Origin of the sequence: Campylobacter vicugnae (assembly GCF_002139875.1) — a bacterium.
Taxonomy (GTDB): Bacteria; Campylobacterota; Campylobacteria; order Campylobacterales; family Campylobacteraceae; genus Campylobacter; species Campylobacter vicugnae.
Genome location: NZ_CP018793.1, coordinates 1,151,807 through 1,176,266, shown reverse-complemented (window position 1 = coordinate 1,176,266; position 24,460 = coordinate 1,151,807). Strand labels below are relative to the sequence as shown.

The following is a 24,460-nucleotide window of genomic DNA, read 5'->3' as shown; positions in this document are numbered from 1 at the left end:
AGGGATGTATGTTTAGTTGGTTAGAGAAAAATCCATTCTTTTTTGCGGTATTTGTATTTATCTTTATAGCATATGCTGGTATTGTTGAAATTTTGCCAGATTTTGCTGATCGTGCTAGACCTGTAGAGCACAAAAAACCATATACAGTATTACAATTAGCTGGTCGCCATGTATATATATCTGATAGCTGTAATGCGTGCCACTCTCAGCTAATTCGACCATTTAAATCTGAAACAGATAGATATGGTATGTATTCAGTAAGTGGTGAATTTGCTTATGATAGACCATTTTTATGGGGATCAAAAAGAACTGGTCCAGATCTAGCTAGAATTGGTAATTATAGAAGTGTTGACTGGCATGAAAATCATATGAAAGATCCAGTAAGCGTAGTTCCAGGATCTATTATGCCTGCTTATGTTCATATGTTTAATAAAAATGCAGACATAGAGACTGCTTATGCTGAGGCTGTTACAGTTAAAAAAGTATTTAATGTTCCTTATGATATGGAAGGAATGCCAAAGCTAGGTAGCTGGGAAGAGGCTCAAGCAGAGGTAAGAGCAGAAGCGGAGGCTATCGTAAGCCAGATGAAAGATCAAGATGTAAAAGATGCATTTGCTAGAGGTGAAATTCGCCAAATCGTTGCATTGATTGCATATTTAAATAGCTTAAAATAAGGTTTGTTATGAGTGTAGAGACTATGAGAGAGCTTCAAGCTTATGGCTTTTATATAATGTTAGTAGCTATGGTAGTTATACTATATAGCTACTGGTTTCATCTAAAGAAATCAGAAAAAACAGGCAGAAGAGACTATGAGAAATACTCAAATTTAGCCTTAAATGATAATTTGCAAGATGAAATTCTTGAGAGCGTCTCTACTTCTGACAAAGATGCTAATAGGAGCGTTAAAAAATGAAATGGTTTAATCTAGAAGACAATGTAAATTCGCTTTCTATTCTTGGTGCTATAGCCATCGTATTATTGACATTAGTTGTCGTAGGTAGGCTATTTAAACTGATGAAAGTGAAAAAAGAGGGCGGTGAGCTAAGCGAGCATAACTGGGATGGAATTGGTGAATATAAAAATCCGCTTCCGTTTGGTTGGGCTGTTGTATTTGTTCTTACTATAGTATGGGCAATTTGGTATTTTCTAGCTGGATATCCTTTAAATTCATATTCGCAAATTGGTGAGTATAATGAAGAGGTGAAAAAATATAACGCTAGTTTCCAAGCTAAATTTCAAAACGCTAGTCCAGAAGAGTTAAAAGCTATTGGTGAGCAAGTATTCTTAGTACAATGTGCTGCATGCCATGGTATTACAGGTGATGGTATTAATGGTAAAGCAGCTAACCTAATAGAATGGGGTAGCGAAAAAGGAATTTATGATGTTATCATCAAAGGTTCAAAAGGCTTAGGATACCCGCTTGGCGATATGTTAAGTGCAGCTGATAATGGTATTGATGAAGCTACTGCTAAGGCACTAGCAGCATTTACTGCTAAAGAGATATCAGCTATTAAATCTACAGTAAATGAAGACTTAGTAGAGGCTGGTCGTGCAGCTTGGGCTACTTGTGCAGCTTGCCACGGTGAAGATGGTAAAGGTATGGATGGAATGGCTCCAGATCTTACTAAATATGGTTCAAGTGATTTTGTAGTAGAGATTTTAGCTCGTGGCAAAACAGGAGATATTGGCCATATGCCTAAATTTACTGGCACAGGACTTATTAATCCTACTCAAGAAAAAGCTGTTGGCGAATATATAATCTCGCTTTCAAAAGGAGAATAATATGGAAAACACAAATAGATCTGTATTTTCATTAAGCGGAGTTACTGGTATGCTGATTGCTACTGCTCTTTTGCTATCTATATTAGTTGTGCTTACATATCTAGGTATAGTGGCTCAGCAAGATGTAATGCAAAAGCCATATAAACTAGTAAATCCTACATCTGTAGAGATGAAAAGTAGTGTTGAAAAAGCTGCTGAAGTTATGGTAATTAAGGAGTAAAATATGTCTAATCTATTAGAATCATTGATTGTAATTGGACTTGTGATTGCTGCGGCTATAACTGCTTGGTCAGTGCTTACACCAAATAGTCTTTTCATCGGATGAGAGTATTTAATATTCTTAAAAGCGGCTTTATTGCCGCTTTGCTTAATATATGTGCGTATGGAGCTGTAATTGATAATGCTAATATTATCAGTGAGGCTGTGGAGATCAAGCTAAATTCAATCGGTAAAGAACTTAAGAGTAAAACCGGAGTTAGTTTAGATCTATTGACTGCAGAGAACATAAAAGGGATAAATCTAAAAGATATAGCTAGTTCTCATATCAAAACACTTCAAGCACCATATGTTGTTTTAGCTATTATTCCTAAGGATTTTTCTAGCAAGGCTGGTCAGCTTGATATATTTGCTTCAAATGATGCTTTAGCACTATTTGATAAAGAGGCAGTATTAAGTCCATTTCCACAAACTGGTTCAATAATTCCACTATTAACACAAAATAAAGGTAAAGATATCTATAATTCCTCTATGCTAAATGGCTATGCCGATATAGCCGATCAAATAGCAGCTAGTAAAAATATTATTTTAGAAAATTCAATAGGCTCACAAAATAGAGACACTATAAATATCTTTAGATACTTAATATATGGTTCAATTATTCTTGTGATTATTGTTTTAATTTTTCGTAAATTTAATAAAGGTTAATAATGCAAAAAAATAAAACTTTTTGGCCATACGGGATTGTAATCTCTATATTTGCCATAGTATGTTCATGTGCTTACACTATATATTATTCGCTTGATTATCCTGTGCATATGGATGATTATTACTTTGATAAATATCAAAAAGTTGATAATAATTTTAATGAAATTCAAGCAGCTCAAGCAAATTTTAATCGTGAATTTGCCTTTGATACAACTCCGCAAATTGAGCTAAACTCCAAGATATTGCCAAATGAAATTCAAAAACTTCGCAAAGGTAAAACTGCTACAATAGTTCCATTAAATCAAAACTTTAATATCAAATTTGATACAAATGCTACTAAATATAGTTCTAAGATATTGCTAACTCGTCCAGATAGTAGTGAATTTGATAGAGAGCTAAATGGGCGAAATATTAATGGCAAGTTGGCTATAAGTGATCTAAATTTAACTAAAGTAGGCAGATGGCAGATTAAAGCTAAACTTATTGTTGATGATAATAAAACTGGATTTTACAATATAGAACTTTATGCAAAATAATAGCCTTTTTGTACTTAGTTCATCTAGAAATGTGCGAGATTTCTACTCTAGTAGATTAAATTCTAATTGCCTTTTGCCTAAGGCTATTAGTATAGCTGATTTTTTCAATGAGGCTATTTATGTGCCAAATAGACGATATGCTAGTCAAACTGAGTGTTTGCTTCATATGAAAGATGCAGTTAGCAAGGTAAAAAATATCTCTGAAATATTAAACATCAAAAATGAATTTTTACTATTTTTAAAAAATTCAAACTATCTATTTTCATTTTTTAAAGAACTTAGCAGAGAAAAACGCACTATATCAGACCTAAGTATGGCAGATACATATTCTAGCTATGATGAACATCTAGCTATTTTAGATAATTTAGGGCGAATTTATAGGCAAAATTTAACTACATTGGGTTTATATGATGAAATTACTCTTAGCGATTGCTATGAGATAAACTCAAATTTTATTAGTAATTTTGATAAGATTGAGTTTAGAATCGATGGAAATTTAAGCTCTTTAGAATGGGAAATTTTAACTAAAATTAGCTCTAAAATACAGCTATTTATAGATGTTGATTGTAGTAAATTTAATAAAAAAATTATTAAAGAGATTGCCCATTTTACAAATTTAAATTTAGAAATTGGTTATAATTATAATATCAATCTTAGCAATAAAACGATTAATAATTCTTCAAAAATAAAAACCCACTCAAGTATTAATCTTAAAAGTTTTAGGCTTCGCAGTCTTCAAGCAGCCTTTGTTTTTGATGAGATATCTAAAATGATTAGAGCTGGTATTGAACCACAAAATATAGCTGTAATTTTGCCTGATGAGAGTTTTGCTTTGGTTTTGCAAAATTTAGATGAGAATAATATGCTAAATTATGCTATGGGTAAAAGCTTAAAAAATAATCCAATTTATACTCTTTTACACAATCTAAAAGAGGCTATAATTCAAGATATAAATTATGAATTTAATGAAAATTATATAAAAGATATAAAAACTCCAAACCAAATAATTGCTACATTAAATAGTTTTAAATTGCCTACGCAAATATATATTGATATTAAAAATAGATTTAACTCTAAAGTTAATTATGATAGTTTTGAGAATTTGATAAAATCAGTATTAGATACTATTAAGATAAATTTAGAAATTAATCAAATCATCGCAATTGAGCTATTTAATATAAAAAATCTTTTATCTCAAATAGATCTTAAATTTAGTGAAATTTTTGAGCTATTTTTGCTTAATTTTGCCAATAAAAAAGAGAGCATAGTAGGCGGTGGTTTAGTTACTGTAATGGGAATTTTAGAAAGCCGCTCTAGAAGTTATGATGGTGTTGTGATAGTGGATTTTAACGACTCATTTGTCCCAAAAAGAAGCCAAAAAGAGATGTTTTTAAGCTCATCAGTAAGAAAAGATGCCGGACTTATAAGCCATAGTGATAGAGAAAATTTGCAAAGATTTTATTATGAAAGTTTGATAAATAGAGCCAAAATTGTATCTATTAGCTATGTCAAAGATGATGAAAATATGCTCTCAAGATTTATTAAAGATTTTGATAATATAGTAGAGATTACATCACCTCAAAGCTCATACGAAAATGCGTTATATCAAGGTGGCATTGCTATTAATCTTAATTCAAAAGAGATTATAAAGATGCATAACTTTTTTGATAGTGCAATCTCATTTAGTCGTTTAAATACATATTTAGAGTGTCCAAGAAGATATTATTATAAATATATTAAAAATATTAAAGAGTCTAGATTTGGTAATAAAGATGCTCTTGAGTTTGGTAATATTGTACATAGCGCATTGTGTGAATATTTTAAAAAATCACCATATAATTTTGATAAAAATGAGTTTTTAAATTTGTATAATAACTATGAAAATACAACACCAACATTAAAAAATGAGCTATTTAAAATCAAACTTGATGCATTTGAATCTGAACAAAACAAGCACTTTAAAGATGGTTTTAGCGTAAAAGATTGCGAGCTTAGTATCGAGGCTGAGTTTAATGGTGTGCCTATTATGGGCAATATTGATAGAGTAGATATAAATGGAGATGATATTTGGTTGATTGATTATAAGACTGGAAATATTGTTGATAAATCACTTCAATTGGCATTTTATCAGATGTTATATTTAGCCAAATTTCATAAAGAGACTAAGGGTTATTTTTACTCATTAAAAGATAATAAATTTGTAGAGAATAAAAAGAGTATTGATGATTTAAGTTGCGAATTAAATAAACTAAAAGAAATTTCAAATACCCAAATTTGCTTTACACAAAATACGAAAAATTGCAATAATTGCCCATATGAGACCCTATGTCTAAAGGGATTAAAATGAGCTTTAAAAACTATTTATGTTTAGAAGCTAGTGCTGGAAGTGGAAAAACTTTTGCGCTTTCTGTTCGTTATATTGCTTTATTATTAAAAGGCAATTACCCAAATAAAATTCTAGCCCTAACCTTTACTAATAAAGCTGCTAATGAGATGCTTCATAGGATTACAACTACATTTTGTAATCTTCATAAAGATGATCAAAAAGGAGAACTAGAAGCACTTTGTGAGCTTTTGGATATGGATAGTAAGCAGGTTTTAAGCCTTCGAGATAATATGATGGATATATTTTTATCAAATGAGTTAAATATATCTACATTTGATTCATTTTTTGCTACGATTCTTAGACAGTTTAGCTTAAATTTGGGTCTAATGCCAGATTTCAATTCAGTTAGCAATAATACAGATTTGATTAAAAAAGAGTTTGAAAGATTACTAGAAATTAACTCTATGGTAGGAGATATAGCGCAATATTTAAATGATTCTGATAATAATGAAAATAATCTATTTGATAAGCTTAAACTACTTAGCCAGTGTAAATTTGAACCATTTGAAGCGCCTTGCCCTATGATTGATGATGTTATGCAAAAATATAATGAGCTATGTGATGTAGCTTTAAGATTGCACAATGTTGCTTCATATAATAATAATTTTGATAAAAATCTAAAATTAAGCCAGATTATAAAAAAGCCAGTAGTGATAAATTACACAAGTAGAAATTTTAATAAAGTTAGAGATAATGTTGAGTTTGTCAGTGCTAGAGATGGATTTATGCAAGCTTTAAAAGAGTACTATTTAGCTCTTGAAAAGTATGAAATATCTCAAATTTCAAAGTTTGCAAAGTTGTATAAAAAAGCAATTTCCAATGTAAATCGCCGTGAAAATAGCCTAAGCTTTGATGATATTACAAACTGGGTAAATGAGCTACTAACTAGTGATAATAAACAAGATATTGATATGCTCTATTTTAGACTTGATGCAAAGATTAGACATATTTTAATTGATGAGTTTCAAGATACTAGCATAAAACAATATGAGATTCTTGAGCCACTTATTGCTGAGAGCGTATCTGGAGTAGGGCAAAATGGGCTTGGAAGCTTTTTTTATGTAGGCGATACTAAGCAAAGCATATATAGATTTCGTGGGGGTCAAAAGGAGCTTTTTGATAAACTAAAGGCCGATTTTATACAGATAAAAAGTCAAAGTCTAGATAAAAATTACAGAAGTGATAAGCTCGTAGTAGAGTATGTAAATAGAGTATTTAAAGATAAGTATTTAAATTACATAGACCAGATCCCAAATAGCAAAAATGATGGCTATGTCAAAGTAGCTAAATTTGATACAGGCAAACATCAAGATAAAATTTATGAAAATATCGTTCATTTGTATGATTTAGGCGTTGCATATGAAGATATAGCCATACTTTGCTGGAATAATAAAGATATAGATGAGATTAAGTATTTTTTAGAGTTTAAAGGATTAAAGATATCTACACAAACCACAAATAATCTTATAAAAAGTGCTAATGTCGCTGCTGTTGTAGAGTTTGTTAAATACTGCATTTTCGGTGATGAGATACACTCTTGGGCAGTTTATGAAATTCTTAATATCAAAAAAGATAAACTAGAGTTAAAAAAAGAAAGCAGCGTAGCTCAAACCCTTAAATTTATTGCTAAATATCTTGGCATTGAACCTGGCGATATTGATATGCTTAAACTATATGAGATTAGCAGTAGTTATAGCGATATATATGATTTTGCTTTTAATATTAGCAATGACCAGACTCTAAGTGCTAAAAGTAGCCAAAATGGCATAACTATAATGACAGTGCATAAGAGCAAAGGATTGCAATTTAATTATGTAATTGTAGTTGATTATATTGGTAAATTAAATAATAATACAGATAAGTTTTTAATGGAATATAATTTAGATACAAATAGCTGGGATGTTAGATTGCACAATAAGATTTTTGAGTACTTAGGCGATGAGAACTATATAAATCTTAAAAACAAACAAAAATCTCTTGATAAAGATGAGACCATAAATAAAATTTATGTTGCTCTTACTCGTGCTAAACATGGCTTAATTATTCTAGCAAACAAAACCCCTAAAGGCCAACATAGCTCGTATTTTACAAGTTATTATACAAGTAGTAATGATCTTATAGAGTATGTAAATTTAGATGAATGTGAGATAGGAAGTATTCAAGCCTCCAATAAAAAAGAGCCAAAAGAGCCTAGCCAGGTAGTTAATCTTGAGCCATTTATGAAGGTTGCCCCTCAAGATATAGTAGCAAATAATGAGACAAATAGTGAATTAAATTTAGCCTCAGTCTATTTTGGAAAGGCTTTACATTACTATCTTGAAAGTATTGATTTTAACGATCCAAACTCAAAAGAGATAGCGCAAAATTGCTTGTATAATAAATTTGGAAATCTTTTAGAGATGAGTAGCTTAGAAGATATTAAATTAAGAGTTGATAAACTTTTAGCTTGTAGTGAGTTTTTAGAAATTATAAAAAATAAAGAGCTATACAAAGAGCAAGATATCGGTTTTAATGGCGAACTTAAGCGTATAGATTTATTATGTATGAACGAAAAAGAGATTCATATAATTGATTATAAAAGCTCAACCAATCAAGGCGATGAACACAAGATACAAGTAGCTCATTATGCTAAGATTTTATCTCAAATTTATCCACAAAAAACGATAAATGCAAGCATTATCTATATAATGAGTAGGGAAATTCAAATTCTTAATCTATAATATAAAAATTTTCTTAAATTCAGCTATTTTTAAGTAAAACTGGATATAATTCCAACTCTTAAATTAATTATAGATAAAAGGCAAGATTATGACAAATATAACAAAGCCAAACGAAGTAAAACGCGATTGGATCGTTCTAGATGCTTCTGGAAAGAGATTTGGTAGATTGCTAACTGAAGCTGCTACACTACTTCGTGGCAAACATAAGCCAGGATTTAGCCCAAATGTTGATTGCGGTGATTATGTAATCATCATTAATGCTAGCAAAGCAGAATTTACAGGTGCTAATAAAGCTGAAACAAAACTATACCATAGACATTCAGGCTATTTTGGTAGCGTAAAAAGCGAAAAATTTGGTGATTTATTAGCTAATAAACCTGAAAAGCTTTATAAATTGGCGGTTCGTGGTATGCTACCTAAAACAAAGTTAGGTAAAGAGATGCTTAAAAAATTAAAAATCTATGCTGGTAGTGAGCATCCACACACTGCACAAATAGCTAAAGAAGGAAAATAATAATGGCAACAACATACGCAACAGGTAAGAGAAAAACAGCAGTTGCTAAAGTTTGGGTAAAACCAGGTAGCGGCAAAATTATAGTAAATGGTATGGATTTAAATAGCTGGTTAGGCGGACATGAAGCTATTAAGCTTAAAGTTGTTCAACCTCTATTAGTTACAAAACAAGAGACTTCTATGGATATCACTGCTACAACTTTAGGTGGTGGATATTCAGCTCAAGCTGAAGCTCTTCGCCATGGTATCTCTAGAGCTTTAGCTTCTATCGATGCTACTTTTAGAGCAGCTCTTAAACCACAAGGTCTTCTAACACGTGATAGTCGTGTTGTTGAGCGTAAAAAATATGGTCGCAGAAAAGCAAGAAGAAGCCCACAATTCTCAAAAAGATAATATCTTTATTCAAATTTCCAAAGGCCTTTATGGTCTTTGGTATCATTTTATTTAATATTTACATATTTAGCAAAAATTTATAATAGATTTTCATTAAGTTAAAATTGATTACATATAATTTCAAAGTCCAACAGATAAACCTCCTTTTTGTAATAGTTTCGGAGCTAAATTTTTAGCTCCGGTCTTTATCTCTTTTAGTTTTTATTCTATATTATTAATTTATATTTTTTTAAACTTATTTGCTGTATTATTCTTAAAATCAATTTTATTGTTGATTATTATTAATTATTTAAGGAAATAAATGAAAAAAATTCTTTTAGCACTATGTGCAGCTTCAGCCTTATTTGCAAATAATGGCTATGAATTTACTATTGTTGGTGGATACGCTCATCCAGAAGGTACTCAAGGTATTGATGATCAAAAGATAATGGGTCTTAGACTGGGTAAGAATTTAGATCTATCATGGTTAAGTCAAGTTGAATTGGGATTTGACTATACTCCAAAAGCTACATTTGAAGATAGAAATGGCAAATCAGTAGGATATGATACAAATATTGCTAGATACTATCTAAACTTAGTAAAAGACTTTGCTATAACTGATGCTATCTCGCTTTATGGCTTAGTTGGTGCTGGTTATCAAGATTTGAGCAAAGAGGCAAATGATGCTAATGATGATGGCTTTGGTCAGGCTGGTCTTGGACTTAAATTTAAAGTAGTAGATAATTTTGCTCTTAAATTAGAAGCAAGAGACGCTATAGCTTTCAAAGATGGTGCTAATACATTTTTATACACTTTAGGTTTTGCTAGTGGATTTGGTGGTAGTGCTAAGGCTGAGCCAACAGCTCAAGCCCCAGCAGTTGCACCTACAAGTGTAGATGGCGATGATGATAATGATAAAGTATTAAATAGTAAAGATCAATGCCCTGGCACTCCAGCTGGTGCTATTGTTGATGAAAATGGCTGTGAAAAGGTAATTAGATTGAGTCTAAGTGCAAATTTTGAATCTGATAGCGCAACGCTAAGCCCAGAATATATTGCAAAAATAGATGAAGTAGCAAAAGTATTGGTTCAAAATAGTGAGTATAAAGTTTTATTAGAAGGCCATACTGATGCTACTGGTTCAGAAGAATACAACCAAAAATTATCAGAAAGAAGAGCTCAAGCAGTAGCAGCAGAGCTAATCAAAATGGGTGTTAGCAAAGATAGAATTAAAACAGTTGGTTATGGCGAGTTATCTCCAATTGCTACAAACAAAACCAAAGAAGGTCGTGCGCAAAATCGCCGCGTTGATGCTAAATTTAGAAATTAATCATGCAGATTATAACTGATTTTGATTATACGGTCATATTGGCACTTGTTGCCAAATATGGCCTTCGATTATTTTTTTCACTTCTTATATTTTTTATTGGTAAGTGGATTGTTGCTAGGATTTGTTCTCTTTTACAAAAAGTTATCTATAAGGCTAAAATTGATGAGTTAATAGCTAGCTTTATTATCAACTCTTCTAAAACTATTCTTTTAATTGTTGTTATAATTGCTGCACTTGCTAATCTTGGGATTGAAACTACATCATTTGTAGCTATGCTTGGAGCCATTGGGCTTGGTATTGGTATGGCGTTTAAAGACTCATTTGGCAATATTGGTGCTGGTATTTTGATCGTATTTTTTAGACCATTTAAGATCGGAGATAGCGTAGATATCGGCGGACATATTGGCGTTGCTAGTGAGTTAAATTTATTTAGTACTTGTGTTATTACTGCTGATGGTAAAAGCGTTATTATCCCAAACCAACAGGTGATGAACGGTAAGATTATAAATTTCTCTTTAACTCCTACAAGGCGTATAGACCTACTATTTAGCGTAGATTATAAAGATGATTTAAAATTAGCCAAAGAGATAATTATAAATGTAGCAGAACAAAACAAGCTAATTCTAAAAGAGCCAGCCCCTAGTGTATCAGTTGCTGCTTTAGGAGCTCATAGTATAGATTTAATCGCTAAGGTTTGGGTGCTTAATGAAGATTATGCAAAAGTCAATTCAGATATGCTAGAAAGTGTTAAAATAGAGTTTGATAATGCAGGAATTAGTATCCCATATCCTCAGCTAGTTACTCATCATATATATGACCAAAAGGAAGAGAGTGAGCTTTAAGCCTACAATTTTATTTGACCTTGATGGCACGCTAATTGACTCAACCGATGCTATTGTAAATGGATTTTACAAAGCATTTAAAGAGCATAATCTTGCTAAGCCATCAAAGGAGCAAATTTGCTCTTTTATTGGTCATCCTTTGGAGTATATGTTTGGCTCTCTTGGTGTGCCAAATCATCTAATATCTAATTTTATCGCAGTTTATAAAGAGGATTATAGACAAAATTATTTAGCTCAAACTACGCTTTTACCCGGGGCTTTTGAGGCTGTTAATATTGCTAGCGAGTTTGCAAATTTAGGAGTTGTTACTACAAAAACTTCGTTATATTCTAAAATATTACTTGAAAATCTTGGAATTTTAAAATATTTTAGCGTTGTAATTGGCAGAGATGATGTTATTAATCCAAAGCCAGATCCAGAGCCTATCTTAAAAGCATTAAAAGCTATAAATGCAACTGCATCAAATGCCTATATGATCGGCGATACTCCTATGGATGCTAAAGCAGCTAAGAGTGCTGGAGTATTTAGTATAGGCGTAACATGTGGATATGAGAGCAAGAAGATTTTAGAGTTAAATTGTGATTATGTCTGTTGCGATGCTGTAAGTGCGGTAGAGTATATTAAAATATATAAGCAACAATCTTAAATTTAATCCAAAAATATATCCAATTTATCAATAATTCATTGAAATTCTATTTAAAACTTAGAAATTAGTTAAAGAAATTTAGCTAATTTCTTTTGGTTATTTTATTATAAAATTCCTATAAAATCTTACTTTAATCGCTTTATTATTTATATAACTGATAATTTATATAAAAATAAATTTATAGTTAACTTATTTTTTAAGTTTTTATAATATAATTACTAACTTTAAGTTAAAAATAATTAAACTAATATAAGTCTTAAATTTTTATTCCTTAATATAAAAATTTAGCTTAGAAAGGAATCAAATGAGTAAAATTATGAAAACTATGGACGGCAACGAAGCTGCAGCTTATGCTTCATATGCTTTTACCGAAGTTGCCGGAATTTATCCTATTACACCTAGCTCACCAATGGCAGATTTTGTCGATATTTGGGCGAGTGAAGGTAAGAAAAATTTATTTGGTATGCCTGTTAAGGTTATTGAAATGCAAAGCGAAGCTGGTGCAGCTGGCACGGTTCATGGAAGTCTTCAAGCTGGTGCATTAACTACTACATTTACAGCAGCTCAAGGTTTATTACTTAAAATCCCAAATATGTATAAAATTGCTGGTCAAATGCTACCTGGCGTTATCCATGTAGCAGCTCGTTCTCTTGCAGCACAAGCTCTTTCTATCTTTGGAGATCATCAAGATATATACGCATGTAGGCAAACTGGTTTTGCTATGCTTGCTACTGGTTCAGTTCAAGAGGTTATGGATCTAGCTGGAGTAGCTCATTTGAGCGCTATTAAAGGTAGAGTGCCATTTATGCACTTTTTTGATGGATTTAGAACAAGCCACGAAATTCAAAAAATTGAGGTAATGGATTATAGTGTATTTGATAGATTGCTTGATAAAGAGGCTGTTGAAGAGTTTAGACGCAACTCAATGAATCCTGAAAATCCAAAAATCAGAGGCACAGCACAAAACGATGATATATACTTTCAAACAAGAGAATTGACCAATAAATTCTATGATGCAATCCCAGATATCGTAGCATATTATATGGATGAAATATCAAAAGTTACAGGTAGAAAATATGCTCCATTTGTATATTATGGCGCACCAGATGCGACTAGAGTGATAGTAGCTATGGGTTCAGTAACTCAAACTCTTGAAGAAGTAGTAGATCATCTAAACTCCAAAGGTGAAAAAGTAGGTGTTTTAAAAGTTCATCTATATAGACCATTTAGTATTAAGCATATGTTTGATGTAATCCCTTCAACTGTGGAAAAAATCGCAGTTTTAGATCGCACTAAAGAACCAGGTAGTCTAGGAGAGCCATTATATCTAGATATTAAAGCAGTATATTATGGCAAAGAAAACGCCCCAGTAATAGTAGGCGGCAGATATGGTCTAAGTTCTAAAGATGTTGATCCAGCACAGATGATTGCTATATATGAGAATTTAAATTTAGATACACCTAAAAATGGCTTTACAGTGGGTATTGTAGATGATGTATCATTTACATCATTACCAGTAGGAGAGAAAATCTCTCTTAGCGATAGCGATTGTATTGAGTGTTTATTTTATGGACTTGGAGCCGATGGAACAGTAGGAGCTAATAAAAATTCTATTAAAATTATCGGGGATAAAACCGACTTATACGCTCAAGCATATTTTGCCTATGATAGTAAAAAATCAGGCGGATACACTAGAAGCCATTTAAGATTTGGTAAAAAGCCAATCCGCTCTACATATCTAGTATCAAATCCACATTTTGTAGCCTGTTCAGTTGCTGCATATTTAGATATTTATGATGTAGTAGATGGATTAAGAGATGGCGGTACATTTTTGCTTAACTCCATTTGGGATGCACAAAAAACAGTAGAAAAAATACCAAATAGGGTAAAGCGAATCTTAGCACAAAAAAATGCCAATTTTTATATCTTAAATGCGACAAAATTAGCATATGAGATAGGTTTAGGTAATCGTACAAATACTATTATGCAATCAGCATTTTTTAAACTCTCAGGCATTATTAACTACGAAGAAGCACAAAAATATATGAAAGAGTACGCCTATAAAACATATCATAAAAAAGGCGACAAAATCGTAGAGATGAACTATAAAGCTATTGATGAAGGTGCTAGCGAGCTTGTTAAAATTGAGATTGACCCAAGCTGGATAAATTTAAAAGATGAGATAAAAGAGGATAAATACAAAGGTAGTAGCTTTGTAGAAAATATCGTAAAACCAATGAACGCAGCCAGAGGAGACTCTTTACCAGTATCTGCTTTTGTCGGATATGAAGATGGCTCATTTGAATCTGGTACAACTGAATTTGAAAAGCGTGGTGTAGGCGTAATGGTGCCAAAATGGATAGGAGAAAACTGTATCCAATGTAATCAATGTGCATTTGTTTGTCCGCACGCAGTTATTAGACCATTTTTAATAGATGAAAATGAAATGTCTAACGCTCCACAAGGTGTCAAAGATAGAGCAATTGATGCTAAAGGTAAGGAGCTAGCTGGATTAAAATATAAAATTCAAGTAAGCCCATTAGATTGTACAGGCTGTGAGCTATGCGCCCATGAGTGTCCAAGCAAAGAAAAATCTCTAGTAATGGTTCCATTAAATGGCGAGATAGAAAAAGGCGAACAAGAAAACGCTGATTATCTATTTAAAAAGGTAGTCTATAAAGATGATCTTGTAAATAAACAAAGCGTAAAAGGCTCAGGTTTTGCTCAGCCATTATTTGAATTCCACGGCGCTTGTCCAGGATGTGGCGAAACTCCATATATTACCTTAGTTACAAGACTATTTGGTGAGCAGTTAATGATAGCAAATGCCACAGGATGTAGCTCAATTTATGGTGGTTCAGCTCCATCATCTCCATATAGAAAATCCAACAAAACTGGCAACGGCGTAGCATGGGCAAACTCACTATTTGAAGATAATGCCGAGTTTGGTATGGGTATGAAGATAGCTACTGCAACTATTCGCCACAGAGTAGAAAATATTATGCTAAATACCAAAGATAAAGCACCAAATGCCATTGCAGCTCTATATAATGACTGGTTAGCAAATAAAGAAGATAGATTAGTAACTCAAAGTATTAGAGATACTCTAGTTCCACTCCTTGAGGCAAATCAAGATATCCCAGGAGCCAAAGAGCTTCTAAGCTTAAAACAATACATCGCTAAAAAATCTCAATGGATTATCGGAGGCGATGGTTGGGCTTATGATATTGGTTATGGTGGATTAGATCATGTATTAGCAAGTGGTGAAAATGTCAATGTTCTTGTGCTTGATACTGAAGTCTATTCAAATACAGGCGGTCAAAGTTCAAAATCAAGCCGCAGCGGTTCAGTAGCTCAATTTAGTGCTAGTGGTAAAAGCGTACAAAAAAAGGATTTAGGTCAAATTTCAATGACTTATGGAAATATCTTTGTAGCTCAAATTAATCTAAATGCTAGTCAAGCCAATGTGATTAAAGCTATCACAGCAGCTGAAGCATATGATGGCCCAAGCCTTATCATAGCATACTCTCCATGTATCGCACATGGTATTAAAGGCGGTCTGACAATGTCTGGCGAACAAGCCGAGCTAGCTACAGCGTGTGGATACTGGCCGACATATGTCTATGACCCAAGTCTAGTAGCACAAGGCAAAAATCCTCTTAAAATCACATCAAAAGAGCCGCAATGGGATAGATATGAGGAGTTTTTATTAAATGAAGTTCGCTATAACTCGCTCAAAAAGATAAATCCTCAACACGCAGATGAGTTATTTGCACAAAACTTAAGCGATGCTAAACGACGCTACAGACAGCTAAAACGCCTTGCAGCAGCTGATTATAGCGATGAACTTATTTAAATTTAGATTTAGCCAATAGTTTTTGACTTTTGGCTAATTATTTACCAAATCAGTTATATAATTCTACTATTGACTGATTTGTTTTACTCCTTTATCGCCACGGATAATCTCCGTGGCATTTAATATTTTTATTATTTTAAATATTTTTGTATTTATATGTAGATTTTATATCAAATTCTAGGTTTGCAAGTTTATAAATTTAAATCTCAAAGCCAAAATAGCCATAGCTTTTTTCTATATTTATTTTAAATTCAATAAATTTAACTAATATTACATCAAAAATATTAAATCAAATTTAAGTAATAAAATGAGATATAACAGATTTTTAATTCGCCATTTGGGTATTTATTATATGCTGATCGCCTCTTTGCTTTTTGCTGGGACTGGAGCGTTATCTAAGATTTTAAGCAGTGAGCTAAGCTCTATTGAGATTGTATTTTTTCGCAATATCATAGGCCTTGGGCTAATAATTTGGATGATTTACAAAAAGCCACTCCATCAAGCTGGTGGAAAGTTTTGGCTCCTTGCATTTCGTGGAATTATCGGGACAATTGGTCTGTATGCATTTTTTTACAATATTGCTCATATAGACCTTGCAACAGCCTTTACATTTTCTAAAACCAGTCCGATTTTTACAGCACTGTTAGCTGCTTTTATTTTTAAAGAGAGGCTTAGCTATTTAGGCTGGTTTGCGATTTTTATCGGATTTATTGGAATTTTATTTATCATTGAACCAACTCTTGGCGTAAGCAAAGATGAATATATAGGCCTACTTAGCGGGATTGGTGCAGCTCTTGCCTATACTAGTATTAGAGGACTTAGAAAGCACTATGATACTCGTGCTATTGTCTTATCATTTATGTTATGTGGGAGTGCTATTCCTTTATTATCTATGATTATAGGGAGTTTTTATTATAGGCCAGATTTAGATTTTTTAATCAGTCCATTTATTATGCCTAGTTTAGCTAGTTGGGCAATGGTGATATTAATGGGATTATTAGCCACTGGATTTCAAATTTATCTAACCAAAGCTTATGCAGCAAGTAAAAAAGCTGGAGTTGTAGCAGCTGTAGGCTATAGCGATGTAGTTTTTAGTATGATTTTTGGGCTAATTTTGGGCGATTCTTTGCCTAGTGCGTGGGCGTTTTTAGGTATTGTAATGATTATTGGTGCTGGAATTTTAGTTGCTCGTGAGCGGTAATTTAGCAATATTTGGGTATAATCATAGCTAAAATTAAATTTAAGGTGTAAAAATGATATTAATAGCAGGACCTTGCGTAATAGAAAGTAGAGATTTAGTATTTAAAGTTGCTAGTAAGCTTAAAGAGTTTGCAGATTTAGATTGGATAGATTTTTATTTTAAATCCAGTTTTGATAAGGCTAATCGCACAAGCATTAGTAGCTTTAGGGGGCCAGGACTTGATGAGGGTTTAAAAATTTTAGATGAGGTTAAGCGTGAGTTTGGCTTTAAAATCTTAACAGATATCCACGAAAGCTATCAAGCCAGCCCCGTAGCTCAAGTGGCTGATGCCTTACAAATACCAGCATTTTTATGCCGCCAAACAGATTTATTAGTAGCAGCAGCCAAAACTAAAGCGATAGTAAATATCAAAAAAGGCCAATTCCTAAGCCCTGATGCTATGAAACACAGCGTTAAAAAAGTCTTAGAAACTCGTGGAGTAAGTGAATTTGGTTATGAAGCAGCTAAGGCAAATGGAGTATTTTTATGCGAAAGAGGCTCTACATTTGGCTATGGAAATTTAGTTGTAGATATGAGAAGTTTACCTATTATGAGAGAGTTTGCTCCAGTTGTATTTGATGCAACTCATAGCGTTCAAATGCCAAGCGCTAATGGCTCTACAAGTGGTGGAGATAGCAGATTCGTGCCATATCTTGCTAGAGCTGCAGCTGCTGTGGGAGTTGATGGATTCTTTTATGAGACGCATATTGATCCATGCCAGGCTATGTGTGATGGGCCAAATATGCTAAATCTTGAAGCTCTTAAGGCAAATTTAGAACAGATCAAAAAAATCAAGGACGCCTTAGGTGAATAATAAAGGATTTTTTTGGGTCATTAGTGGAGCTAGCGTTGAGGCTGGTTGGGCTTATGGCTTAAAGTATGCTAATACACCATTTGAATGGGTGATTACTGCTTTGCTTGTTTGTTTTAGTTTTTGGGCATTTATGATGAGCTTTAAATATCTTAGTGCAAGTATAGCTTATACAATGTTTATTGGATTTGGGACAATTTTCATCGTAGGCGCTGAGATAGTTACAAACTATTTTAATAATCAAAGCATTAGTTTCCTTAGGATTTTATTTATTTTGCTTATTATTATCGGCGTTTTAGGGCTTAAAAGGAGTGAAGCGTGATATATACAGCCGCACTCCTTGGTGCTGGAGTTTGCGAGGTTTTAGGCGTCGTATTTTTAAATCAAATGGCAAAAAGTCAAAATATCAAAAAGATTGCACTTTTTATGCTTGTAGCAGTAACTTTTGGAATATCTTTAAGTCTGCTTAGCTTTGCGATGAATATATTGCCAATGTCAGTAGCCTACTCAATTTGGACTGGGATTGGAGCTGTTGGAGCTGTTGGAGTTGGAGTAATATTTAATAAAGAAAAGATAGGTATCAAAAAGGCAGTTTATCTATTTTTGATAGTTTTTAGTGTAATAATGTTAAAATTAATATAAGGAGTTAAAATGAATATAATAGAAGGTAATTTAGCCCTAAAAGGCAATGAAAAAATAGCTATAATCAACGCTAGATTTAATCATATTATAACTGATAGGCTTGTAGAAGGTGCAAAAGATGCGTTTTTACGCCATGGCGGTAAAGAAGAAAATCTATCTTTAATCCTAGTCCCTGGTGCATTTGAGATACCAATGGCACTCCAAAAAGCTCTAGAAAGTGGTAAATTCGACGCTGTAGTATGCGTAGGAGCTGTAATTCGTGGTTCTACTCCACATTTTGATTATGTAAGTGCAGAAACTACCAAAGGCGTAGCAAATATAACGCTAAAATACGCTAAGCCAGTAACCTTTGGCGTATTAACAGTTGATAATCTAGAACAAGCCATAGAAAGAGCCGGCTCAAAAGCTGGAAATAAAGGCTTTGAAGCAATGGCTGGAGTTATTGAGTTGCTTAGTTTGTATGAAAATTTAAAGGGATAAAATGGCTACTAGACATCAAGTAAGACAGTGCGTCGTTAGTTTGCTATATGCTAAGGAGATGGGTAGCGAGATGGAGCATTTTAGCGATGATTTCTTAGAAGAAAAAAAGATAAGAAACGACCAAAAGAGCTTTACAATCAGCTTATATAATGGTATTTTAGAGAATTTATCTAGCATTGATGAACAGCTAGATAACTATCTTGGCAAGTGGAAAATAGGCGAGATAGGTAGCGTAGAAAGACAAATTCTACGACTTGGAGCTTATGAGATGAGATATAGCGATATAGACTCAGCTATTGCGATTAATGAGGCTGTGATACTAGCTAATGAATTAGCCAGTGAGTCTTCTATCAAGCTTATAAATGGCGTTTTAGACGCTATCGCAAAGGATAAAAAGTGAAGCTTTGTATCGCATTAGATATGGCGCAAAAAGATGAGTGTTTAGCACTAGCTAGAGAGCTTAAAGGGCTTGATTTATGGCTAAAGGTTGGACTTAGAGCCTATTTGCGAGATGGAGCAAAATTTATAGAAGAGTTAAAAAGCATTAGTGATTTTAAGATCTTTTTAGATCTTAAAATTTATGATATACCAAACACTATGGCAGATGCTTGCGAGGTAGTATCTAGAGTTGGCGCTGATATGATAAATATTCACGCTAGTGCTGGAGCAGTAGCTATGCAAACAGTTATGGATAGATTAAACGCCTTGCCTAGTAGGCCACTAGTCTTAGCAGTGTCAGCTCTTACTAGCTTTGATGAGAGTGGATTTGAGGCTGTGTATAACTCTAGTATTAAAAAAAGCGTAGTAAATATGTCTCAAATGGCATACGCAAGTGGCTTAGATGGTATGGTCTGTTCAGTATATGAAAGTCTAGCTATTAAAGAGGCTACTAGTAGAGAGTTTTTAACCTTAACGCCAGGCATTAGGCCATTTGGCGAGGATAATGCAGATCAAAAAAGAGTAGCCGATCTATCCACAGCAGCTCAAAATCAATCTGATTTTATAGTAGTTGGAAGACCTATATATAAAGCAGATAACCCAAAAGAGATCGCTAAAAAGATTTTGGCTCAAATTTAAGTAGCATTTAAGTAAAAAACTTGTATAATTCCAGTTCTTTTTAGGACAGATGGGTGAGCGGCTGAAACCACACCCCTGCTAAGGGTGCAAGTCTTAATCGGGCTTCGAGGGTTCAAATCCCTCTCTGTCCGCCACTGATTCAACTATATTTTATCCATTTTTATTTATATCATATTTTATTCATTACTGCCTTTATCATTACTAGAATTATTTTAGCAATTTGTAGCAATCTTCAGTATAAAATCAACCCAAAATCAATTAATCGGTAAATAATCGGTAATAATTTGGCTAAATTTCAGTAAATATTAAGTAAAAACCCATTACAATTCTCAAACCTATATTTTAATAAGGAGACAAAATGAAATTAGTTAAACTAAGCTTAGCTGCAATCGTAGCTGCAGGTGCTTTAACAAGCGTAGCAAGTGCTGCATCACTTGAAGAAGCTATTAAAAATGTAGATGTAACAGGTTATGCAAGATATAGATTTGATAGCAAAGATAACGGTCATAATACAGCAAACAAACATAGATTTACATCTGATGTTAATTTCAAATCTGCTCTAGATGACAACTTCTTTGGCGTTTTAGGCTTTAGATATGATAGCATTGATAATTCAGGTGAAAGATTTGATGCTGAAACAAAAGTGGGCGTAGATGATGCAGGTAACGATAGCTTCGGTCAAACATTCAATGTTCGCCAATTATATCTAGGATATACAGCTGGTAATACTACAATTACAGCTGGTCGCCAAGTTCTAGGTACATTCTTCACTGATGATATGGTAGGTACAGGTATTAAACTACTTAACAGCGATATCAGCGGTCTAACTCTAGCTGCTATAGCATTTGATAACCTACAAGATGATGGTGATATCGGTACAGGTGATTTATTACTTGGATCTAAGAACGTTAATCGTCCTGAGTATGTATATGATAGAAACCTATATGGTGTAGCTGCTATTGGCTCATATGATCCAGTTAGCTTCCAACTATGGTATGCTGCACTTGATAGCGTAGCTCAACTATACGCTGCTGATGTAACAGTAGGTGCTAGCCTAGGTGATGTAGATCTAAGCCTACAAGCTCAAGTTGCTGGTTCAAGTATGTGGGCAGATAATGCTGGTGTATTTGATAATAATGGATTGATTAATTCTGTAGCATTAGATGATGCTATTTTCTGGGCAGCTGAATTAGGCGCTAAAGCATTTGGCTTTGATGGTAGCGTAGGTTATGTACAATTTGATTCAGATGAAATCTCTCTAATCTCATTTGAAGATCAAGGAAGCTTCATCGATGCTGGTGAAGATCTACTAAACTACACAGCATTTGCAGGTGATAATAAATACTGGTTCTTAACAGCTGGTTATACATTTGCTGATAAAGTAAGAGTAGGTGCTGACTATGTAGCTGGTGAAGGCTCTAACGGTGTTGTTGCAAGAGATGTTGATAGATACGAAGCAGTAGCTAGAGTAGATTATAAATACAGCAAAAAACTTAACTTCAAAGCTTGGTACTCATACATAAATCAAGAAAATGGTCAAGATGACGCTAAACACCTAAGATTTGAAGCTAGATATAACTTCTAATTATAGAGTTTTATCTTAAATTTTCACAGGAGTCTAGCCTTAGCTAGGCTCCCTTTTTTTATGCTTTATCAATTAAATTCATATAGCTTTATAAATTCCAATCATTACAAACCAAAATGGCTAAAATTGACTTAAAAATATAAAATATCACAGATTTTTTATAAAATTTTAGTAAAAATTTGGATAAAAGTAGTCAAAAATTACCACAAGGTAATTCATTATCGCCCCGCATAAGCGAGGCTCAAGACTAATAAGCCTTGACAGCTATTACACAAAGTAGTATAATAACAACAATAATGAATTGTGGCTTCATTATCGCTCCTTTTGGGGCGTAAATTTGCCACAAGGGTCGGACCTTGTGGCAAACCCTCAAGCGTGATTATATCCTAATTTATTTTAAAATATTTTTAGCTTAGTGAATTTGATTTTTGATTTGAATTTGTCTATTGAATCAAAATTTAAAATATTGTTATGCTCACTCATAGTGTGATTTTTTGCGATTTGGACAATAGAATTTATAATTACAAAAGGGTAAAAAAATACTAAATAAATTCAAATTTCTTAAAGTCAAATTTAGATAAAATCATACCTTATAGTTGCTAATTAAAATTTTGCAATGGCTTATAATTGTAGTAATAATAAATTGATAATAGCATATTAAAACAAAAGGAAAAAAATGAAAATAGCAAAATGGGCGATACCATTACTAATAGCCTCAAACCTAATAGCTGCAAATGATAGCTATATAATAGAAGCTGATGGAGAGTTTGGCAAGGAGTTAAAAGCCCTAGTAGAAAAACACGCCAAAGATAATAACCTAAGCGTAAAAGTATATGAAAATAGCAATAAACAGCCATCTAAATTTGAAGATGATGAAGATGATAGATTTATAAATATTGGTATAAATAAAAATGCTAATTATAACAGCGATAAAGGCAAAGAATTATATGATAAAAACTGCAAATCCTGCCACGGCGAAAAAGGCACTAAAAGGGCTATGTCAGTTTCAGAAAGATTAAGCGATATGAGTGGAGATGATATAGCTGACTCAATGGCTGGATATAGAGGTGATGCTCAGTATGGTGGTAGATTGAAGTATCTAATGAGACCAATTGCAATTAAGATGAGTCTAAAAGATTTAGGCCATATAATAGCCTATTTAAAAGGCGATAATGCCTTTGCCATAGATGAAGATGAAAATGATGATATCAAAACTACCCCAACTACTCAAGGTAGCTATTTAGAGTAAAACAACACAAAGGTAATAAAATGAGATTAACCAAACTAAGCTTAGCTACAATCATAGCTGCAGGTGCTTTAGCAAATTTAGCAAACGCTACATCACTTGAAGAAGCTATTAAAAATGTAGAAGTAACAGGTTATGCAAGATATAGATTTGATAGTCAAAATGCAAAACTAGCATCTTTTGAAGATACAGATAATGAACATAGATTTACATCTGATATTGATTTTAAGGCTACTTTAGATGATAGATTTTTTGGTGTTATTGGCTTTAGATATGATAGCGTTGATAGCTCAGGTGAAAATGTTAATTCTAAAACTATGGTTGGCGTAGATGATAGGGGTGAGGATAGCTTCGGTCAAACATTTAATATTCGCCAATTCTATCTAGGATATACAGCTGGTAATACTACCCTTACAGCTGGTCGCCAAGTTCTAGGCACATTTTTTACTGATGATATGGTGGGAACTGGTATTAAGGTGCTTAATAGTGATATTGGCGGATTAACTTTAGTTGGTATGGCGTTTGATAATTTGCAAGGTGATAGCGATATTGGTTCAAGTGCTTTTATTTTAGGTAATGCAAAAGCAACTCTTGATCTTGATGGCGAAATTAGTGGCAAACTAGAGTATGTAACTGATAGAAATCTATATGGCGTAGCTGCTATTGGCTCATATGACCCTATTAGCTTCCAACTATGGTATAGCGCACTTGATAGCGTAGCCCAGCTATACGCTGCTGATGTAACTCTAGGCGCTAATATAGGCGATGTAGATCTAAGCTTGCAAGCTCAAGCTGCTGGTTCGAGTATGTGGGCTAATAGTGCTAGAGCAGTAGTATATGACCCTACGCAAGTTCCAGCTAAATATGAAATGGCAGATCTGAATTTAGATGATGCTACATTTTTAGCTGCTAAATTAGGTGCTAAAGGCTTTGGCTTTGATGGTAGTGTAGGTTATATAAACATAAATACTAAAGATAATGGATATTCTTTAATCTCATTTGAAGATCAAGGGGGCTTTATCACAGCTGGTGAAGATCTGCTAGATTATACATTTATAGATGGTGATTTATCAGCTTATTTTGCAACTGCTGGTTATACATTTGCTAATAAAGTAAGAGTAGGCGCTGATTATGTAGGTATGAGGGTTGTCTATAATGAAATAAAAAATATTGAGCCAAACTCAACTGTAGATGCATATGAAGCAGTAGCTAGAGTAGATTATAAATATAGCAAAAAACTTAACTTCAAAGCTTGGTACTCATATATGAACGGAGATAATGAGGCTAGCGATAATCAACACTTAAGATTTGAAGCTAGATATAACTTTTAATTTAAATTAAACTACTACAAGCCTAGCTAAAAGGCTAGGCTTTATTTTAATTCAATTTAATCATCATTACTTTAATATCCATTAAAGGGTTGTTTTGCTCTATGCTAAGATAGTATTTTAATTTTAAAACCTACCTATTTG

25 protein-coding genes and 1 tRNA gene are annotated in these 24,460 nt (G+C 33.1%); all 26 read left to right on the top strand.

Annotated features, from left to right (window positions below; genetic code table 11):
• The first annotated feature begins 8 nt into the window (after positions 1-8).
• Positions 9-674 carry a cytochrome-c oxidase, cbb3-type subunit II gene (ccoO, locus tag CVIC12175_RS06060; RefSeq protein WP_086247262.1) on the top strand — a complete coding sequence of 222 codons (666 nt, stop codon included), beginning with the start codon at positions 9-11 and terminating at the stop codon, positions 672-674.
• 8 nt (positions 675-682) lie between these two features.
• Positions 683-913: a cytochrome c oxidase, cbb3-type, CcoQ subunit gene (locus tag CVIC12175_RS06055; protein WP_086247261.1), complete on the top strand. Its 231-nt coding sequence runs from the start codon at positions 683-685 to the stop codon at positions 911-913.
• Positions 910-1,782, top strand: a complete 873-nt coding sequence (locus CVIC12175_RS06050) for a cbb3-type cytochrome c oxidase N-terminal domain-containing protein (RefSeq protein ID WP_086255563.1) — start codon at positions 910-912, stop codon at positions 1,780-1,782. The genes CVIC12175_RS06055 and CVIC12175_RS06050 overlap by 4 nt, the downstream gene beginning before the upstream one ends.
• A gap of 1 nt (position 1,783) precedes the next feature.
• Positions 1,784-2,002 (top strand): DUF4006 family protein, encoded by a 219-nt coding sequence (locus CVIC12175_RS06045; RefSeq protein ID WP_086228781.1) that lies wholly within the window; start codon positions 1,784-1,786, stop codon positions 2,000-2,002.
• Positions 2,003-2,005: 3 nt separating this feature from the next.
• Positions 2,006-2,107: a hypothetical protein gene (locus CVIC12175_RS06040; RefSeq protein ID WP_086227307.1), complete on the top strand. Its 102-nt coding sequence runs from the start codon at positions 2,006-2,008 to the stop codon at positions 2,105-2,107.
• Entirely contained in the window at positions 2,104-2,706 is a 603-nt protein-coding gene (locus tag CVIC12175_RS06035; RefSeq protein WP_180380667.1) for a hypothetical protein, read from the top strand. The genes CVIC12175_RS06040 and CVIC12175_RS06035 overlap by 4 nt, the downstream gene beginning before the upstream one ends.
• Before the next feature lie 2 nt (positions 2,707-2,708).
• Positions 2,709-3,242, top strand: a complete 534-nt coding sequence (locus CVIC12175_RS06030; protein WP_086255562.1) for a hypothetical protein — start codon at positions 2,709-2,711, stop codon at positions 3,240-3,242.
• Positions 3,232-5,589: a PD-(D/E)XK nuclease family protein gene (locus tag CVIC12175_RS06025; protein ID WP_086256620.1), complete on the top strand. Its 2,358-nt coding sequence runs from the start codon at positions 3,232-3,234 to the stop codon at positions 5,587-5,589. Before CVIC12175_RS06030 ends, CVIC12175_RS06025 begins: the two co-directional genes overlap by 11 nt.
• Entirely contained in the window at positions 5,586-8,348 is a 2,763-nt protein-coding gene (locus tag CVIC12175_RS06020; protein ID WP_180380666.1) for a RecB-like helicase, read from the top strand. Before CVIC12175_RS06025 ends, CVIC12175_RS06020 begins: the two co-directional genes overlap by 4 nt.
• Before the next feature lie 88 nt (positions 8,349-8,436).
• Entirely contained in the window at positions 8,437-8,862 is a 426-nt protein-coding gene (gene rplM / locus CVIC12175_RS06015) for a 50S ribosomal protein L13 (RefSeq protein WP_086247255.1), read from the top strand.
• A gap of 2 nt (positions 8,863-8,864) precedes the next feature.
• Positions 8,865-9,254, top strand: coding sequence for a 30S ribosomal protein S9 (rpsI, locus tag CVIC12175_RS06010; RefSeq protein ID WP_086247254.1), 390 nt, complete (start codon positions 8,865-8,867; stop codon positions 9,252-9,254).
• 301 nt (positions 9,255-9,555) lie between these two features.
• Entirely contained in the window at positions 9,556-10,563 is a 1,008-nt protein-coding gene (locus tag CVIC12175_RS06005; RefSeq protein WP_086255559.1) for an OmpA family protein, read from the top strand.
• A gap of 38 nt (positions 10,564-10,601) precedes the next feature.
• Positions 10,602-11,405, top strand: coding sequence for a mechanosensitive ion channel family protein (locus tag CVIC12175_RS06000; RefSeq protein ID WP_236861060.1), 804 nt, complete (start codon positions 10,602-10,604; stop codon positions 11,403-11,405).
• Positions 11,395-12,051, top strand: coding sequence for an HAD family hydrolase (locus CVIC12175_RS05995; protein ID WP_236861059.1), 657 nt, complete (start codon positions 11,395-11,397; stop codon positions 12,049-12,051). Before CVIC12175_RS06000 ends, CVIC12175_RS05995 begins: the two co-directional genes overlap by 11 nt.
• A gap of 304 nt (positions 12,052-12,355) precedes the next feature.
• Positions 12,356-15,907, top strand: coding sequence for a pyruvate:ferredoxin (flavodoxin) oxidoreductase (gene nifJ / locus CVIC12175_RS05990; RefSeq protein WP_086315924.1), 3,552 nt, complete (start codon positions 12,356-12,358; stop codon positions 15,905-15,907).
• A 307-nt stretch (positions 15,908-16,214) separates the two neighbouring features.
• Positions 16,215-17,108, top strand: coding sequence for a DMT family transporter (locus CVIC12175_RS05985; RefSeq protein ID WP_086256624.1), 894 nt, complete (start codon positions 16,215-16,217; stop codon positions 17,106-17,108).
• 52 nt (positions 17,109-17,160) lie between these two features.
• The gene (gene kdsA, locus CVIC12175_RS05980) at positions 17,161-17,961 is read left to right on the top strand and encodes a 3-deoxy-8-phosphooctulonate synthase (RefSeq protein ID WP_086315923.1); all 801 of its coding nucleotides are present in this window, start codon (positions 17,161-17,163) and stop codon (positions 17,959-17,961) included.
• Complete coding sequence (locus CVIC12175_RS05975; RefSeq protein WP_086256625.1) at positions 17,954-18,280, top strand: DMT family transporter; 327 nt, start codon at positions 17,954-17,956, stop codon at positions 18,278-18,280. Before kdsA ends, CVIC12175_RS05975 begins: the two co-directional genes overlap by 8 nt.
• Entirely contained in the window at positions 18,277-18,600 is a 324-nt protein-coding gene (locus tag CVIC12175_RS05970) for a DMT family transporter (RefSeq protein ID WP_180382976.1), read from the top strand. The genes CVIC12175_RS05975 and CVIC12175_RS05970 overlap by 4 nt, the downstream gene beginning before the upstream one ends.
• A 9-nt stretch (positions 18,601-18,609) precedes the next feature.
• Positions 18,610-19,080, top strand: coding sequence for a 6,7-dimethyl-8-ribityllumazine synthase (ribH, locus tag CVIC12175_RS05965; RefSeq protein ID WP_086247246.1), 471 nt, complete (start codon positions 18,610-18,612; stop codon positions 19,078-19,080).
• 1 nt (position 19,081) lies between these two features.
• Positions 19,082-19,480: a transcription antitermination factor NusB gene (gene nusB / locus CVIC12175_RS05960; RefSeq protein ID WP_086249072.1), complete on the top strand. Its 399-nt coding sequence runs from the start codon at positions 19,082-19,084 to the stop codon at positions 19,478-19,480.
• Positions 19,477-20,157 carry an orotidine-5'-phosphate decarboxylase gene (gene pyrF / locus CVIC12175_RS05955; protein WP_086255552.1) on the top strand — a complete coding sequence of 227 codons (681 nt, stop codon included), beginning with the start codon at positions 19,477-19,479 and terminating at the stop codon, positions 20,155-20,157. The genes nusB and pyrF overlap by 4 nt, the downstream gene beginning before the upstream one ends.
• Before the next feature lie 43 nt (positions 20,158-20,200).
• Positions 20,201-20,291: transfer RNA gene (locus CVIC12175_RS05950), tRNA-Ser, on the top strand.
• A 224-nt stretch (positions 20,292-20,515) separates the two neighbouring features.
• A complete protein-coding gene (locus CVIC12175_RS05945; RefSeq protein WP_086315922.1) occupies positions 20,516-21,742 on the top strand; it encodes a major outer membrane protein in 1,227 nt (408 codons plus the stop codon).
• Between the two features lie 676 nt (positions 21,743-22,418).
• The gene (locus tag CVIC12175_RS05940; protein ID WP_086315921.1) at positions 22,419-22,991 is read left to right on the top strand and encodes a c-type cytochrome; all 573 of its coding nucleotides are present in this window, start codon (positions 22,419-22,421) and stop codon (positions 22,989-22,991) included.
• Between the two features lie 20 nt (positions 22,992-23,011).
• A complete protein-coding gene (locus tag CVIC12175_RS05935) occupies positions 23,012-24,319 on the top strand; it encodes a major outer membrane protein (protein ID WP_086315920.1) in 1,308 nt (435 codons plus the stop codon).
• The last annotated feature ends 141 nt before the right edge of the window (positions 24,320-24,460 follow it).

Bases quoted from the DNA above. Each gene is read 5' to 3' on its own strand.
- CVIC12175_RS06045 (WP_086228781.1), top strand. From the start codon at position 1,784: ATGGAAAACACAAATAGATCTGTATTTTCATTAAGCGGAGTTACTGGT.
- kdsA (WP_086315923.1), top strand. From the start codon at position 17,161: ATGATATTAATAGCAGGACCTTGCGTAATAGAAAGTAGAGATTTAGTA.
- CVIC12175_RS06005 (WP_086255559.1), top strand. From the start codon at position 9,556: ATGAAAAAAATTCTTTTAGCACTATGTGCAGCTTCAGCCTTATTTGCA.
- CVIC12175_RS05985 (WP_086256624.1), top strand. From the start codon at position 16,215: ATGAGATATAACAGATTTTTAATTCGCCATTTGGGTATTTATTATATG.
- rplM (WP_086247255.1), top strand. From the start codon at position 8,437: ATGACAAATATAACAAAGCCAAACGAAGTAAAACGCGATTGGATCGTT.
- CVIC12175_RS05945 (WP_086315922.1), top strand. From the start codon at position 20,516: ATGAAATTAGTTAAACTAAGCTTAGCTGCAATCGTAGCTGCAGGTGCT.
- ribH (WP_086247246.1), top strand. From the start codon at position 18,610: ATGAATATAATAGAAGGTAATTTAGCCCTAAAAGGCAATGAAAAAATA.
- CVIC12175_RS06030 (WP_086255562.1), top strand. From the start codon at position 2,709: ATGCAAAAAAATAAAACTTTTTGGCCATACGGGATTGTAATCTCTATA.
- CVIC12175_RS06040 (WP_086227307.1), top strand. From the start codon at position 2,006: ATGTCTAATCTATTAGAATCATTGATTGTAATTGGACTTGTGATTGCT.
- CVIC12175_RS06025 (WP_086256620.1), top strand. From the start codon at position 3,232: ATGCAAAATAATAGCCTTTTTGTACTTAGTTCATCTAGAAATGTGCGA.
- nusB (WP_086249072.1), top strand. From the start codon at position 19,082: ATGGCTACTAGACATCAAGTAAGACAGTGCGTCGTTAGTTTGCTATAT.
- ccoO (WP_086247262.1), top strand. From the start codon at position 9: ATGTTTAGTTGGTTAGAGAAAAATCCATTCTTTTTTGCGGTATTTGTA.
- rpsI (WP_086247254.1), top strand. From the start codon at position 8,865: ATGGCAACAACATACGCAACAGGTAAGAGAAAAACAGCAGTTGCTAAA.
- CVIC12175_RS06055 (WP_086247261.1), top strand. From the start codon at position 683: ATGAGTGTAGAGACTATGAGAGAGCTTCAAGCTTATGGCTTTTATATA.
- CVIC12175_RS06050 (WP_086255563.1), top strand. From the start codon at position 910: ATGAAATGGTTTAATCTAGAAGACAATGTAAATTCGCTTTCTATTCTT.
- CVIC12175_RS06035 (WP_180380667.1), top strand. From the start codon at position 2,104: ATGAGAGTATTTAATATTCTTAAAAGCGGCTTTATTGCCGCTTTGCTT.
- CVIC12175_RS05940 (WP_086315921.1), top strand. From the start codon at position 22,419: ATGAAAATAGCAAAATGGGCGATACCATTACTAATAGCCTCAAACCTA.
- nifJ (WP_086315924.1), top strand. From the start codon at position 12,356: ATGAGTAAAATTATGAAAACTATGGACGGCAACGAAGCTGCAGCTTAT.
- CVIC12175_RS05935 (WP_086315920.1), top strand. From the start codon at position 23,012: ATGAGATTAACCAAACTAAGCTTAGCTACAATCATAGCTGCAGGTGCT.
- CVIC12175_RS06020 (WP_180380666.1), top strand. From the start codon at position 5,586: ATGAGCTTTAAAAACTATTTATGTTTAGAAGCTAGTGCTGGAAGTGGA.